The organism is Streptomyces sp. SAJ15 (genome assembly GCF_007595705.1).
Classification (GTDB): domain Bacteria; phylum Actinomycetota; class Actinomycetes; order Streptomycetales; family Streptomycetaceae; genus Streptomyces.
Window position 1 is genome coordinate 436,963 of sequence record NZ_NISY01000002.1, and the last position, 14,792, is coordinate 451,754.

General features: G+C 71.0%; 12 protein-coding genes. 2 read left to right on the top strand and 10 right to left on the bottom strand.

Going from position 1 to position 14,792, the window contains the following annotated elements; translation table 11 throughout:
• The first annotated feature begins 50 nt into the window (after positions 1 to 50).
• Positions 51 to 1,184 carry a glycerate kinase gene (locus tag CD790_RS07315; RefSeq protein ID WP_144382212.1) on the top strand — a complete coding sequence of 378 codons (1,134 nt, stop codon included), beginning with the start codon at positions 51 to 53 and terminating at the stop codon, positions 1,182 to 1,184.
• Between the two features lie 243 nt (positions 1,185 to 1,427).
• On the opposite strand, the gene pssA is transcribed toward CD790_RS07315, so the two are convergent.
• From pssA to CD790_RS07360, 9 genes are all read right to left on the bottom strand, one after another.
• Positions 1,428 to 2,297, bottom strand: a complete 870-nt coding sequence (pssA, locus tag CD790_RS07320; RefSeq protein ID WP_144382213.1) for a CDP-diacylglycerol--serine O-phosphatidyltransferase — start codon at positions 2,295 to 2,297, stop codon at positions 1,428 to 1,430.
• Positions 2,284 to 2,946 (bottom strand): phosphatidylserine decarboxylase, encoded by a 663-nt coding sequence (locus CD790_RS07325; protein ID WP_144382214.1) that lies wholly within the window; start codon positions 2,944 to 2,946, stop codon positions 2,284 to 2,286. The genes pssA and CD790_RS07325 overlap by 14 nt, the downstream gene beginning before the upstream one ends.
• Before the next feature lie 171 nt (positions 2,947 to 3,117).
• A complete protein-coding gene (locus CD790_RS07330; RefSeq protein WP_144382215.1) occupies positions 3,118 to 4,323 on the bottom strand; it encodes an acyl-CoA dehydrogenase family protein in 1,206 nt (401 codons plus the stop codon).
• Between the two features lies 1 nt (position 4,324).
• Entirely contained in the window at positions 4,325 to 4,837 is a 513-nt protein-coding gene (locus CD790_RS07335) for a MaoC family dehydratase (RefSeq protein ID WP_144382216.1), read from the bottom strand.
• Positions 4,838 to 4,840: 3 nt separating this feature from the next.
• Positions 4,841 to 5,812 carry a CoA ester lyase gene (locus CD790_RS07340; RefSeq protein WP_144382217.1) on the bottom strand — a complete coding sequence of 324 codons (972 nt, stop codon included), beginning with the start codon at positions 5,810 to 5,812 and terminating at the stop codon, positions 4,841 to 4,843.
• Entirely contained in the window at positions 5,809 to 7,821 is a 2,013-nt protein-coding gene (locus CD790_RS07345) for a protein meaA (RefSeq protein WP_144382218.1), read from the bottom strand. Before CD790_RS07345 ends, CD790_RS07340 begins: the two co-directional genes overlap by 4 nt.
• A 9-nt stretch (positions 7,822 to 7,830) precedes the next feature.
• Entirely contained in the window at positions 7,831 to 9,168 is a 1,338-nt protein-coding gene (ccrA, locus tag CD790_RS07350) for a crotonyl-CoA carboxylase/reductase (RefSeq protein ID WP_144382219.1), read from the bottom strand.
• A gap of 473 nt (positions 9,169 to 9,641) precedes the next feature.
• On the bottom strand, positions 9,642 to 10,463 hold the full coding sequence (locus tag CD790_RS07355) for a TetR family transcriptional regulator (protein ID WP_144382220.1): 822 nt from the start codon (positions 10,461 to 10,463) through the stop codon (positions 9,642 to 9,644).
• An 85-nt stretch (positions 10,464 to 10,548) separates the two neighbouring features.
• Positions 10,549 to 12,366 carry a 3-hydroxyacyl-CoA dehydrogenase family protein gene (locus tag CD790_RS07360; protein WP_186318915.1) on the bottom strand — a complete coding sequence of 606 codons (1,818 nt, stop codon included), beginning with the start codon at positions 12,364 to 12,366 and terminating at the stop codon, positions 10,549 to 10,551.
• Positions 12,367 to 12,757: 391 nt separating this feature from the next.
• On the opposite strand from CD790_RS07360, the gene CD790_RS07365 reads away from it, so the two are divergent.
• Complete coding sequence (locus tag CD790_RS07365; RefSeq protein WP_144382221.1) at positions 12,758 to 13,366, top strand: HEAT repeat domain-containing protein; 609 nt, start codon at positions 12,758 to 12,760, stop codon at positions 13,364 to 13,366.
• Positions 13,367 to 14,232: 866 nt separating this feature from the next.
• Here CD790_RS07365 and CD790_RS07370 read toward each other — a convergent pair.
• Entirely contained in the window at positions 14,233 to 14,781 is a 549-nt protein-coding gene (locus CD790_RS07370; RefSeq protein ID WP_260867399.1) for a GNAT family N-acetyltransferase, read from the bottom strand.
• Positions 14,782 to 14,792 lie beyond the last annotated feature (11 nt).

The following is a 14,792-nucleotide window of genomic DNA, read 5'->3' on the forward strand; positions in this document are numbered from 1 at the left end:
CGTATAAGGTCGCAGCGGCGCGACTCCTGGAATCGGCGAGGGGTGGCAAGGTGACGGACACGCGGGTACTGATCGCCGCGGACAAGTTCAAGGGCTCGCTGACGGCGGTCGAGGTCGCCGCGCGGGTGACGGCCGGGCTGCGCCGCGCGCTGCCCGGCGTGCGCGTGGAGGCGCTGCCGGTGGCCGACGGCGGCGACGGCACGGTCGACGCGGCCGTCGCGGCCGGGTTCGAGCGCCGGGAGACGGTGGTGACCGGGCCGCTGGGCACCCGGCTCACGGCCTCGTTCGCGCTGCGCGGCAGGACCGCGGTGGTGGAGATGGCCGAGGCGTCCGGGCTGCGCCGGCTGCCCCGTGGCCTCTTCGCGCCGCTCACCGCCACGACGTACGGCAGCGGCGAGCTGCTGCGCGCGGCCCTGGACGCGGGCGCGCGGACCATCGTCTTCGGTGTCGGAGGCAGCGCGACCACGGACGGCGGCGCGGGGATGCTGAGCGCGCTGGGGGCGCGGCTGCTGACCGCGGACGGTCGGCCGGTGGCCCCCGGCGGAGGCCCGCTGCGCGATCTGGCCACGGTCGACCTCTCCGGGCTCGACCCTCGACTGGCCGACACCGAGACCATCCTCGCCAGCGACGTCGACAATCCGCTGACCGGACCCAAGGGCGCCCCGGCGGTCTACGGGCCGCAGAAGGGCGCCACGGACGCGGACGTCGCCGCGCTGGACCTCGCCCTGGCCCACTACACGCGGGTGCTGGAGCGGGCGGTCGGCCCCCGCGCCGCGGAGTACGCCCAGGCCGCCGGTGCGGGCGCGGCGGGCGGCATCGGGTACGGCGCCCTGGTCGGCCTCGGCGCGGTCTTCCGGCCGGGCATCGACGTCATGCTCGACGTCCTCGGCTTCATGGACGCCCTGGACCGCGCCGATGTCGTGATCACCGGCGAGGGCTCGCTCGACGAGCAGACGCTGCACGGCAAGGCGCCGGTGGGGGTGGCCGCGGCCGCCCGCGCCCGCGGCGTCCCGGTGCTCGCGGTCTGCGGCCGGCTCACCCTCCCGGCCGAGGCCCTCGCCGCGGCCGGGATCTCCCGGGCGTACGCGCTGACCGACCTGGAGCCCGATCCGGCGCGCTGCGTGGCCGAGGCGGGCCCCCTGCTCGAACGCCTCGCGGAGCGCTTGGCGGAGGCGGTGGGCTGACGTGTCGCGGCGCGTCTGGCGTACGCGGTGGGCTGACGCGTCGCGGCCCCCTGGCGCGGTGGGGCACGGGCGACACGTTGCCGCCGCATGGCGACCCGCCGCCGTCGCACGGGACCACCCAGCGCCGTCGCGCTGGCGACCCGGCCGCACGGCGGACCCCAGCATGGCCACATGGCGAAGGGCCCGGGCGGCCATGTCGCCCGGGCCCTTCGCCTCGGCTCTCGACCGCTACGCGGTCCCGCGCTACGGCAGCTGCGCCGCCCGTGCCTCGCGGCGGTTGTCACGGAACGTGTTCACCCGGCGCGCCGTGGCGAACAGCGGGATGACCGCCCCCATCACCAGCTGCAGCGAGCACGCCGTCTGGAGCAGCAGCTCGCCGCCCGGGGCCTCGAAGGCCCAGGCCGCCAGGAGCCCCATGCTGGTGACGATCCAGCTGAGCATCGCGACCGCCAGCCATCCGCGCGGCTTGGGGTACTCGACCCGGCTGACCATCAGCCACGCCACACCCACGATGGCCAGCAGCGTCGGCACGAACGGCAGCCCCAGCAGCACCACCGACACGACGGTCAGTGCGCCGAAGGGGCTCGGCATGCCCTGGAACATGCCGTCCTTCATGGTCACACAGGAGAATCTCGCCAGTCGTAGGACGACCGCGAGAAGTACCAGGATCGCCGCCACCGCCGAGACCCGCTGCTGGTACGCACCGTCCGCGACCATGCCCCAGACCAGCACGAAGTAGGCCGGGGCCAGCCCGAAGCTGATCAGGTCGGAGAGGTTGTCCAGCTCCGCCCCCATCGCCGAGCTGCGCAGCTTCCGCGCCACCAGGCCGTCGAACAGGTCGAAGACCGAGGCGAGCAGCATGAGCATCACCGCGGTGGCCGCGCTGTGCCGGGCCATCCCGCCGTCCTCGTGGCCCGTGAGATGCGGGATGAGAACGCCGGTGGTGGTGAAGTACACCGCCATGAAGCCGCACGTGGCGTTACCGAGAGTCAGGGTGTCCGCTATCGACAGCCGCAGCGACAGCGGCATATCGCCGGTGTCCGGGTCCGTCTCCTCGTCGTCCTCGACCTCGGCGACCCACCCGGCCTGAGTGTCCGGATCAGTCACGGTCAAGACGAGTCACCCCCGCAACCGTGGGCTGACCGACCTCGACGGCGACCTCCACGCCCTCCGGAAGGTAGATGTCGACGCGCGAGCCGAAGCGGATCAGGCCGATGCGCTCGCCCTGCTCCACCTTGGTGCCCTGCGGGATGTACGGCACGATCCGCCGGGCCACGGCACCGGCGATCTGCACCATCTCGATGTCGCCCAGCTCGGTGTCGAAGTGCCAGACGACCCGCTCGTTGTTCTCGCTCTCCTTGTTGAAAGCCGGAACGAAGCCGCCGGGGATGTGTTCGACGGAGGTCACCGTGCCCGCCAGCGGCGCGCGGTTGACGTGGACGTTCAGCGGGCTCATGAAGATCGCGACACGGGTGCGCCCGTCCTTCCACGGCATGATGCTCTGCACCACGCCGTCGGCCGGGGAGATGACCCGGCCCTGAGTGATCTCTCGCTCAGGGTCGCGGAAGAACCACAGCATGCCCGCCGCCAGAGCGGTGGCGGGCACGGCGACCGCCGCCCAGCGCCCGGAGCGCCGGGCCCGGGCGGCGGTGAGGCTGACCGCCGCGGTGGCGACGGTCGGGAGGAGCCACGGCGATGCTCCGCGCGCGAGGCGTACGCCGGCGAGGCTGTCGCGAGGTGCAGAGGTTTGGCTGTGGGGCATGGATGACCTTCGTAGCGGAGGATGCCGCGTAGCGAAAAAGGGGACGGCGGCTTTCCGGGGATGGTATCGGTTGCGGGCGGTAACTAGGCAAGCGCCAGGGCCAGTCGATGGCTGAAGTCCCGGAGCAGGATGTGATCTTGTTCTCTTAGATACCATCCCAAACCAGGACATCTATCCCTGTATGTGGTACTCCTCCAGCAGTCGCCGCCCGATGATCATCTTCTGGATCTCGGCGGTTCCCTCGCCGATGAGGAGCATCGGTGCCTCGCGGTAAAGGCGCTCGATCTCGTATTCCTTGGAGAAGCCGTAGCCGCCGTGAATGCGGAAGGCGTCCTCCACGACCTCTTTGCAGTACTCGGAGGCCAGGTACTTGGCCATCCCCGCTTCGAGGTCGTTGCGCTGTCCGGAGTCCTTTTTCCGGGCAGCGTTGACCATCATGGCATGAGCGGCCTCGACCTTGGTCGCCATTTCCGCCAGTTTGAACTGGATGGCCTGGTGCTGAGAGATCGGCTTGCCGAAGGTGGTCCGCTGCTGAGCATAGGAAACGCCCAGCTCAAAGGCGCGCTGGGCCACTCCACAGCCTCGTGCGGCGACATTGACCCGGCCGACCTCGACGCCGTCCATCATCTGGTAGAAGCCGCGTCCGGTGGCCCCGCCGAGCACGCGATCAGCCGGAACGCGGAGCCCGTCCATGATCAGCTCGGTGGTGTCGACGCCCTTGTAGCCCATCTTCTCGATCTTGCCCGGAATGGTGAGTCCGGGCCTGACCTCGCCGAATCCCGGCTCCTTCTCGATGAGGAAGGTGGTCATCGACTTATGCGGCGGAGTGCCCTCCGGCTGCCCCTCGTCCGTTCGGCACAACACCGCCACCAGCGAGGAGGTGCCGCCATTGGTCAGCCACATCTTCTGGCCGGTGAGGAGGAAATCGTCCCCGTCCCGCTCGCCCTTGGAAGTGATCGCCGACACGTCGGAGCCCAGTGCCGGCTCCGACATGGAGAAGGCGCCCCGGATCTCGCCCAGCGCCATCTTTGGCAGGAAATAGTCCTTCTGTTCCTGGGTGCCGTGCTGCTTGAGCATGTAAGCGACGATGAAGTGCGTGTTGATGATCCCCGACACGCTCATCCAACCGCGGGCGATCTCCTCCACGCAGAGCGCGTATGTGAGAAGAGACTCACCCAGCCCGCCGTACTCCTCCGGGATCATCAGCCCGAAGACGCCGAGTTCCTTGAGGCCCTCAACGATCTGCGCCGGATACTCGTCGCGGTGCTCCAGCTCGGTGGCGACCGGAAGAATTTCCTTGTCGACAAAGTCACGGACCGTGCGCAGGATCTCCTGCTGGATCTCCGTCAGCCCGTCGGTCTGCGCGAGGCGCCCCATCTCACTTCTCCCCTTCCGGGAACTCCGGGCGGCCGGGCTGCTCGCCGCCGCGCTCCTTGATGTACGTGGCGGTGGGCACCATCACCTTGCGGCGGAAGACGCACACGAGGGTGGAGTCCTGCTTGTAGCCCTTGGTCTCCACGTAGACGATCCCGCGGTCGTCCTTGGACTTCGACGGCCACTTGTCCAGCACCGTCGTCTCGCCGTAGATGGTGTCGCCGTGAAAGGTCGGCGCGACGTGCTTCAGCGACTCGATCTCCAGGTTGGCGATGGCCTTGCCGGACACGTCCGGCACCGACATCCCCAGCAGCAGGGAGTAGATGTAGTTGCCCACCACCACGTTCCTGCCGAAATCGGTGGTCTTCTCCGCGTAGTTCGCGTCCATGTGGAGCGGGTGGTGGTTCATGGTGAGCAGACAGAAGAGGTGGTCGTCGTACTCGGTGACGGTCTTCCCCGGCCAGTGCCGGTAGACCGCGCCGACCTCGAACTCCTCGTAGGTGCGTCCGAACTGCATCGCTTACGCCTCCGGGGCCTCGAACGTGCTGGTACGGGTCATCCCGGCGGCGCGGCCCTTACCCGCGATCACCAGTGCCATCTTGCGGCTGGCCTCGTCGATCATCTCGTCGCCGAGCATCGCCGAGCCCTTCTTGCCGCCCGCCTCGGAGGTGCACCACTCGTACGCGTCGAGGATCAGCTCCGCGTGGTCGTAGTCCTCCTGGGAGGGCGAGAAGACCTCGTTGGCGGCCTCCACCTGACCCGGGTGCAGCACCCACTTGCCGTCGAAGCCCAGCGCCGCCGCGCGGCCCGCGACCTCGCGGAAGCCGTCGACGTTCTTGATCTGGAGGTACGGGCCGTCGATCGCCTGGAGGTCGTTGGCCCGGGCCGCCATCAGGATCTTCATCAGGATGTAGTGGTAGGCGTCCGCCGGGTAACCGGGCGGCTGCTCGCCGACGACCAGCGACTTCATGTTGATGGAGGCCATGAAGTCGGCGGGGCCGAAGATGATCGTCTCGATGCGCGGCGAGGCCTGGGCGATCGCGTTGACGTTGTTCAGGCCCTGCGCGTTCTCGATCTGCGCCTCGATGCCGATCCGGCCGACCTCGAAGCCCATCGTCTTCTCGATCTGCGTCAGCAGCAGGTCGAGGGCGACGACCTGCTCGGCGTTCTGGACCTTCGGCAGCATGATGCAGTCGAGGTTGGGGCCCGCGCCCTCGACGACCGTCACGACGTCCCGGTACGTCCAGTGGGTCGTCCAGTCGTTGACCCGCACGACCCGCGTCTTGCCCGTCCAGTCACCTTCGTTGAGGAACTTGACGATGGTGTGTCGCGCCTCGGGCTTGGCGAGCGGCGCGCAGGCGTCCTCCAGGTCGAGGAAGACCTGGTCGGCCGGCAGCCCCTGCGCCTTCTCCAGGAAGCGCGGGTTCGAACCGGGGACCGCGAGGCAGGAGCGACGCGGGCGCAGCCGGTTCACGAGGGACGGCGTGGTCATGCGGGGACCTCCAACGGGTCGAGCTGGTTCGCTTTCCGGATCTCGTCGACGATACGGCCGATGATCTCCGTGATGCCGAAGTCCTTCGGCGTGAAGACGGCCGCGACACCGGCCGCGCGGAGCGCCTGCGCGTCCGCGGAGGGGATGATGCCGCCGACGATCACCGGCAGCTCCGCCGCGCCGGCCTCGCGCAGCCGCCGCAGGACGTCGGGCACCAGCTCGGCGTGCGAGCCGGAGAGGATCGACAGCCCCACACAGTGCACGTCCTCGGCGACGGCGGCCGAGACGATCTGCTCCGGGGTGAGCCGGATCCCCTGGTAGACCACCTCGAAGCCGGCGTCGCGGGCGCGTACGGCGATCTGCTCGGCGCCGTTGCTGTGCCCGTCCAGGCCCGGCTTGCCGACCAGCAGCCGCAGCTTGCCGCTGCCGAGCTCGGCGGCGGTCTTGGCCACCTTGTCGCGTACCTCGGCCAGCAGGCTGCCCGCCTCGGCGGCGACCGCCACCGGGGCGCTGCTGACCCCCGTGGGGGCCCGGAACTCGCCGAAGACGTCCCGCAGCGCCCAGGACCACTCGCCCGTCGTCACGCCCGCGCGGGCGCACTCCAGGGTGGCGGCGAAGAGGTTGGCGTCGCCGGCGGCGGCCGCCTTGAGGGCGGACAGCGACTCCTGTGCCCGCATCTCGTCGCGGCCCACCCGCCAGTCGTGCAGGGCGGCCACCACCCGGGCCTCGTTCGCCGGGTCGACCGTCATGATGGCGGTGTCCAGGTCGGCGGTGAGCGGGTTGGGCTCCGTCGACTCGAAGCAGTTGACGCCGACGATCTTCTCCTCGCCGGCCTCGATCCGGGCCCGGCGCTCGGCGTGCGAGGAGACCAGCTGGGCCTTGAGGTAGCCGGACTCCACGGCCGCCATCGCGCCGCCCATCTCCTGGATCCGGTCGATCTCGGCCAGGCACTCGGCGACCAGCGCGTCCACCTTGGCCTCGATCACATGCGAGCCCGCGAAGATGTCCTCGTACTCCAGCAGGTCGCTCTCGTGCGCCAGGACCTGCTGGATGCGCAGCGACCACTGCTGGTCCCAGGGCCGGGGGAGGCCCAGTGCCTCGTTCCAGGCGGGGAGCTGCACCGCGCGCGCCCGGGCGTCCTTGGAGAGGGTGACGGCCAGCATCTCCAGGACGATCCGCTGGACGTTGTTCTCCGGCTGGGCCTCGGTCAGGCCGAGCGAGTTCACCTGGACGCCGTAGCGGAAGCGACGCTGCTTGGGGTCGTCGATCCCGTACCGCTCCCGGGTGATCTGGTCCCAGATGCGGCCGAAGGCGCGCATCTTGCACATCTCCTCGATGAACCGGACCCCGGCGTTGACGAAGAAGGAGATGCGGCCGACGACATCGCCCCTGCGGTCCTCGGGGATCTGCCCGGAGGCGAAGACCGCGTCCAGCACGGCGATCGCCGTGGACATCGCGTAGGCGATCTCCTGTACCGGGGTGGCTCCCGCCTCCTGGAGGTGGTAGCTGCAGATGTTGATCGGGTTCCACTTCGGGATGTGGTTCACCGTGTGGGTGATCATGTCGGTGGTCAGCCGCAGCGAGGGCCCCGGCGGGAAGACATGCGTGCCCCGCGACAGGTACTCCTTGACGATGTCGTTCTGGGTGGTGCCCTGCAGCTTGCCGATGTCGGCGCCCTGCTCCTCGGCGACCACCTGATAGAGCGCCAGCAGCCACATGGCGGTGGCGTTGATCGTCATCGAGGTGTTCATCTGCTCCAGCGGGATGTCCTGGAACAGCCGTCGCATGTCGCCGAGGTGGGAGACCGGCACCCCGACCCGGCCCACCTCGCCGCGGGCGAGGATGTGGTCGGGGTCGTAGCCGGTCTGCGTCGGCAGGTCGAACGCGACCGACAGACCGGTCTGGCCCTTGGCGAGGTTGCGCCGGTACAGCTCGTTGGACGCCTCGGCGGTGGAGTGCCCGGCGTAGGTCCGCATCAGCCACGGACGGTCTTTACGGCGTTCTGTCATGCGTGCGTCTCACACATTCCGGAAGCGGTTGATGGCGTCGATGTGCTGGTCGCGCAGTTCCTGGTCGGTCACGCCCATGCCCTCCTCGGGGGCCAGGCAGAGCACGCCGACCTTCCCCTGGTGCAGGTTGCGGTGGACGTCGTAGGCGGCCTGACCGGTGTCCTCCAGGGAGTACGTCCGGGAGAGGGTGGGGTGGATCTTGCCCTTGGCGATCAGCCGGTTGGCCTCCCACGCCTCGCGGTAGTTGGCGAAGTGCGAGCCGACGATCCGCTTGAGCGACATCCACAGGTAGCGGTTGTCGTACTCGTGGTTGTAGCCGGAGGTGGAGGCGCAGGTGACGATGGTGCCGCCCTTGCGGGTGACGTAGACCGAGGCGCCGAAGGTCTCCCGGCCGGGGTGCTCGAAGACGATGTCCACGTCCTCGCCGTCGGTCAGCTCGCGTATGCGCTTGCCGAAGCGCTTCCACTCCTTGGGGTCCTGGGTGTGCTCGTCCTTCCAGAACCTGTACCCCTCGGCGCTGCGGTCGATGATCGCCTCGGCCCCCATGGCCCGGCAGATCGCCGCCTTCTGCTCGCTGGAGACCACGCAGATCGGGTTGGCGCCGCCGGCGAGCGCGAACTGGGTGGCGTAGGAGCCGAGTCCGCCGCTGGCACCCCAGATGAGCACGTTGTCGCCCTGCTTCATCCCGGCGCCGTTGCGGGAGACCAGCTGCCGGTAGGCGGTGGAGTTGACCAGCCCCGGAGAGGCTGCCTCCTCCCAGCTCAGGTGCTTGGGCTTGGGCATCAGCTGGTTGGACTTGACCAGTGCGATCTCGGCGAGGCCGCCGAAGTTGGTCTCGAAGCCCCAGATCCGCTGTTCGGGGTCGAGCATGGTGTCGTTGTGGCCGTCGGCGCTCTCCAGCTCCACCGACAGGCAGTGCGCCACGACGGCGTCGCCCGGCTTCCAGGCGTTGACGCCCGGGCCGGTGCGCAGCACCACGCCCGCCAGGTCGGAGCCGATGACGTGGTACGGGAGGTCGTGCCGCTTGGTCAGCGGGGAGAGCCGGCCGTACCGCTCCAGGAAGGCGAAGGTGGACACCGGCTCGAAGATCGAGGTCCAGACGGAGTTGTAGTTGACCGAGCTGGCCATCACGGCGACGAGGGCCTCGCCGGGGCCGAGTTCGGGCACCGGGACCTCGTCCAGGTGAAGGGACTTGCGCGGATCCTTCTCCCGGGTACTGAGGCCGGCGAACATCTCGGTCTCGTCCTTGTGCACGGTGACCGCGCGGTAGGACTCCGGCAGGGGGATCGCCGCCAGGTCCGCTGGCGTGCTGTCGGGCGCGAGGATCGCGTCCAGGATCTCGTTCATGGTGGCCTCCGGCGAAGCGTTTGAGGACGCTTGAGGGAACGCTGGGGTCGATCTGACGGGCTGTGGGTGGAGCCGGTGGTGCCGTCGGTTCGGCGGAGGTGGTGCTCGGCGGTGCGCGGGTGGCGCTGGGGTCCCGGACGGTGCCGGGGGGTGCCTGTGACGCAGGCGTCCGGGCGCGCAAGGTGCTTGCGGGGACAGCCGACGCGCGACGCGCTTTCTCAACGCGCCGGCCGCCCGGACTCTCTCAAGTTATGGCACCGCGTGCCACTAAGCAAGACACTGGGTGCCAACAATTTCTCTCAATTGTCATTCCGGTCGCACGCATGAGCAAGACGGCCGCCCCGAGGAGGGGCGGCCGTCGCGGAGGGTGTGCGGTCGTGTGCGAATGGTTTGGGGTCGGTGCCGGTGGCGGAAGCGCGCGGGAAGGGGCGCGAACGTGCGGCGAGGTGCGGGGAGCGGCGGCCGCGGGGCCGTCAGTCGCGCTTCTTCAGGGCCCGCTCGATGGTGCGCATGACCTCGTTCAGCGGGGCGTCGGTGCGCGCCACCATCACCACCACCTCGTCCTCGCCTTCCACCGTCGCGGCGGCGGCCGGCCCGCGGCCGGACAGCGACCGGCCCGCCACGATGCCGGTGCCGAACGTCTCCCGGACGATGGCGAACGCGTGGTCCAGCTGCGTCTCCACGTCGCCCTGGCCGCCCGCCCGCAGCCAGCGTCGCAGCACGTGGTTGTGCGCGGTCACCACCGCGGACGCGGCGACCTCGGCCAGCAGCGGGTCGTCGTCCCCGACGTGGTGCGCGCCCTCGTCGAAATGACCCAGCAGATAGCGGGTGAACAGCCGCTCGTAGCGGGCCACCGAGGCGATCTCGGCCTCCCGCAGGGCCGGAACCTCGCGGGTCAGCCGATAGCGCTCCACCGACGCGGCCGGGGAGGCCGCGTACATCTTCATGACCTCCTTGATGCCCCGGCAGACCGTGTCCAGCGGGTGCTCGTGCGGCGGGGCGGCCTCCAGGACCGCCTCCGCGCGCACCAGCGTGTCGTCGTGGTCGGGGAAGATCGCCTCTTCCTTGGAGCGGAAGTGCCGGAAGAACGTGCGGCGGGCGACCCCGGCCGCGGCGGCGATCTCGTCGACCGTCGTGGCCTCGTAGCCCTTCGTCGCGAACAACTCCATGGCGGCGGCGGCCAGTTTGCGGCGCATGGTCAGGCGCTGCGCGGCCGCACGGCGCGAGCCGGCGCTGTCTCCGCCGTCGGCGGCGGTCGTACGGTTCGGACGAGCGGACTTCACGGGCTGGGACATGTGGGGAACGTAACACGCTGCGGAGTGCGTGTGCGGGGGCGGACCGCCGTCGGGCTCCAGCAGCCCGCCCCAGCCGGGGACGTACTCAGGCCCTCGCATACTCGCGGAAGCCGCGCCCGGTCTTGCGTCCCAGGCAGCCCGCCGCCACCAGGTGCTCCAGCAGCGGCGCGGGCGCCAGGCCCGGATCGCGGAACGCGCGGTGCAGCACCTTCTCGATCGCCAGCGACACGTCCAGGCCGACGACGTCGAGCAGCTCGAAGGGGCCCATCGGATAGCCGCCGCCGAGCTTCATCGCCGCGTCGATGTCATCCGGCGAGGCGTAGTGCTCCTGCACCATCTTCACGGCGTTGTTCAGGTAGGGGAACAGCAGCGCGTTGACGATGAAGCCGGCCCGGTCGCCGCAGTCCACCGGGTGCTTGCGCACCTGGCGGCAGACGGCGCGGACGGTCGCGTGCGCCTCCTCCGAGGTGAGCACGGTGCGGACCACCTCGACCAGCTTCATCGCCGGCGCCGGGTTGAAGAAGTGCATCCCGATCACGTCCCGCGGCCGCGAGGTGGCGCGGGCGCAGGCGATGACGGGCAGCGAGGAGGTGGTGGTGGCCAGCACCGCGCCCGGCTTGCACACCTTGTCCAGGGTGGCGAACAGCTGCTGCTTGACGGCCAGGTCCTCGGCGACCGCCTCCACCGCCAGGTCCACCTCGGCGAAGGCGTCCAGCGCGCCGGCCGGGGTGACGCGCTCCAGCGCCTCCCGTGCGGCCTCCTCGGTCAGCCGGCCCTTCTCCACCGAGCGTCGCAGCGAGCGGTCGATCCGGCCCTTCGCCTTCTCCGCCTTGTCCAGGCCGCGGGCGGCCAGCACCACCTCGTACCCCGCCTTGGCGAAGACCTCGGCGATGCCGCTGGCCATGGTGCCCGAGCCGGCCACGCCGACCCGACGCACGGTCCGACCGGCCGCCGTCTCGTGCGCGTCGCCCGGCGTCAGGTCGTCCGGCACCACCTCCCCGCTGCCCGGCGCCGCGTAGCTGTAGAAGCCGCGGCCCGACTTGCGGCCGTTCAGCCCGGCCTCGCTGAGCTGGCCGAGGATCGGGGCGGGAGCGTGCAGCCGGTCGCGGGAGGCGGCGTACATGGCCTCCAGGACGGTGCGCGCGGTGTCGACGCCGATCAGGTCGAGCAGCGCCAGCGGGCCCATCGGCAGCCCGCAGCCCAGCTTCATGGCGGCGTCGATGTCCTCGCGCGTGGCGTACTTCGCCTCGTACATCGCGGCGGCCTGGTTCAGGTAGCCGAACAGCAGCCCGTCGGCGACGAAGCCCGGCCGGTCGCCCACGGCCACCGGCTCCTTGCCCAGGTCGCGGGCGAGGTCGGTGACCGCCGCCACCGCCGCCGGGGCGGTGAGCACGGAGGACACCACCTCGACCAGCTTCATGGCGGGGGCGGGGTTGAAGAAGTGCAGGCCCAGGACGCGCTCGGGGCGGGCGGAGTCCGCGGCCAGCCGGGTCACCGACAAGGCGTTGGTGCCGGTGGCCAGGATCGTCTCCGGGCGCACGACGGCGTCCAGCGCGGTGAAGACCTCGTGCTTGGTCTCGTAGTGCTCCGGCACCACCTCGATGACGAGATCGGCGCCGGCGGCGTCGGCCAGCTCGGTGGAGGTGCGGAACCGGCCGAGGACCGCGGTCCGCTCCTCCTCGGTGAGCTTCTCGCGGCGCACCGCGCGGGCGGTGGCGGACTCCAGGGCGGCGACGGCGGTACGGGCGGCGGCCTCGCTGATGTCGATGCCGATGACCTCGCGACCGGCGCGGGTCAGCACCTCGGCGATGCCGGTGCCCATGGTGCCGAGGCCGATCACGGCCACGGTGCGCAGGCTGAGGGACGGCGCGGGGGAGGTTTCAGGTGTGGACGTTCGGCCCATCGAGGGTCTCCTGAGGGTGTTCCCCGGTCTCGGGGAGAGGTGACGACTGAGGGATCCGGATCCGCCGTAACCTGGAAACACGCTCCGGGCGGCGGCGGATGGGGAGTTACGCGCTCCTGGACGGGCACCACTGCTCGTAGAAAGTCGTAAGAACTCGGTGAAACCCGCGAAGAACGCTGCGGCAGGCCCTGTCCCGGGGCCGCGCCGTACAGATACTCGAGTGCCGAACCGACGTCACTCTTGGCGGCTGCGTCACCAGGCCGCCCGAGCTTGAGTGCTGCTCGTGGCGGCAGCTTAACTCGCGGGTAACTGTTATGCCAGAGGTGGTTACGACGCTCGCGCTGTGGCGTGGACCACGCGTACACGCGGGCAGTGGGGAGGGAATCGGGTCATGGAAGACGACTTCCGCGCGCTGGTCGACCGGGTGCGGGCTTCACTCACGTCCCCGGCGGAGGTGGCCGCGTACCGCGCGCTGCTGGCGCTCGTCCGCGAGCGCACGCCCGCCGCCCGCGAGGAGCTCGCCCGTGTCCTGGTCGCCCCGGAACAGCCCCTGTGGGCGCGCGAGACCGCCGCGTACGCGCTCGGCACCATCGGCGACCGGCGCGCCTTCGAAACGCTGATCCTCATGCTCAACTACCGCGACCCGGTGCGCTGCGCCACCGCCGCGCGGGCGCTGGCCCGGCTCGGCGACCCGCGCACCGCCCGCGCGGCCGCGGCGCTGGCCACCAATCCGGTCCGCGTTCACTACGCGTTGCACCCCATCCGGCTGCTGGTGGAGCTGCGCGCCCCCGAGTCCGTGCCGGCGCTCGCCGAGACGCTGGAGCGGCTGCTGGCCGCGCGGGAGCACCACTGGTCGATAGCCCGGGCGTGCGTGGAGGGGCTCGGTGCCCTCGGCGACCCGCGCGCGATACCGGTGCTGACCAAGGCCAGCGCCTACCCGCAGCTGACCGCGGCCGCCGTCGCGGCGATCGCCCGCGCGGAGACGGCGCCACGGAGCTGAGCGACGCACGCGGGCGGTCCCGACTCCGGCGCGGGTCGTGGCGGCGGCGTGGGGACCGCCGCGGGAGAGTCGCGGAGGCGGTGGGCGGTGGGCGGCTACGCGCCGCTGGGCGGCATTCAGCTCGCCCGGGTGCGGCTTTCGTCTCGCGCCTTCGGCGCAAAGCGGCGGCAGCGGGCGAGGAGGGGAGGGGCCCGACGCCATCGCCGTCTGCCGCCCGGTGGCCGATGACGGCAACCGATCCCATGGCCGACGCCGGTGGTCGAACGTCTGTGCTCGGTACCCGTGGCGGACGTCCACGGCAGCCGTCTGCGGGCCGGTGTGCGTGAGAGGCGAAGCACCTTCTCAGAATCGTTTGACCGGGTACTTGCTCGGCAGCAAGCAATACGGAGAGGGGGTGTCTCTATTCGACGGGAACGGGAGACTGTCGTTCCGCCCCGGCCACCGGCCACCGGCCATCGAGTATCGACCGGCGGCCCGCGGGCGGCGACGGCGCCCTGGGCTCCCCTCCCGTCCGCTGTTGCCGCTGTGCGCCGAAGGCGCGAGACGAAAGCCGCACCCGGCCGAGCCGAATGCCGCCCCACGCGGCCGGTCCGCACGACAGCGACACCCGGCCGGTAGGCCGTCCCGGCGCCGACGTACGGCCGATCAGCCGCGCCCTGAGAGGGGTGTCTGGATTCGGCGGGAACGGGAGACTGTCGTTCCGCCCCGGCCACCGGCCACCGGCCATCGAGCATCGACCGGCGGCCCGCGGACGGCGACGGCGCCCTGGGCTCCCCCTCCCGTCCGCTGTTGCCGCTGTGCGCCGAAGGCGCGAGACGAAAGCCGCACCCGGCCGAGCCGAACGCCGCCCCACGCGGCCGGTCCGCTTACCCGGTCCCGGGTCGGGAGCCGTCCGGCGGGGGCGAGAGCCGCAGGGCGTACCGCACCTCCGCGACGTCGACGCCCGCCACCTCGTCCGACTGCTCCCGGCCGTCCGGCGCGAAACCCGCCCGCTCGTAGAACCGTCGTGCGCGGGCGTTCTCCTTCAGCACCCACAGCAGCATCCGGGGGAAACCGCGCTCGCGGGCCCGGGCCAGCGACTCGGTCAGCAGGGTGTGGCCGACACCGGTGCCGATCAGCTCGGGGCGGACGTAGAGGGCGTAGAGCTCGGCGTCGCCGGCGGGCACATCCGGGTCGCGGGAGGGGCCGAGGCAGGCCCAGCCCACCGGCTCTCCGCGCGCCGACTCGGCGATCAGGTTCACCATGACGCCCAGGCCGCGGGAGAAGTACTCCCGCTGCCGCTCGGCGTCCTCCGCCACGCTCAGCCCGTCCAGATACGCCTGGGGCATCAGCCCGGAGTACGCGGCCTGCCAGCCGCGGACGCGTAGCCCGGCCACCGCGGTGATGTCGTCCTCCACCATCTCGCGTACGCGCATCGGATGACCGG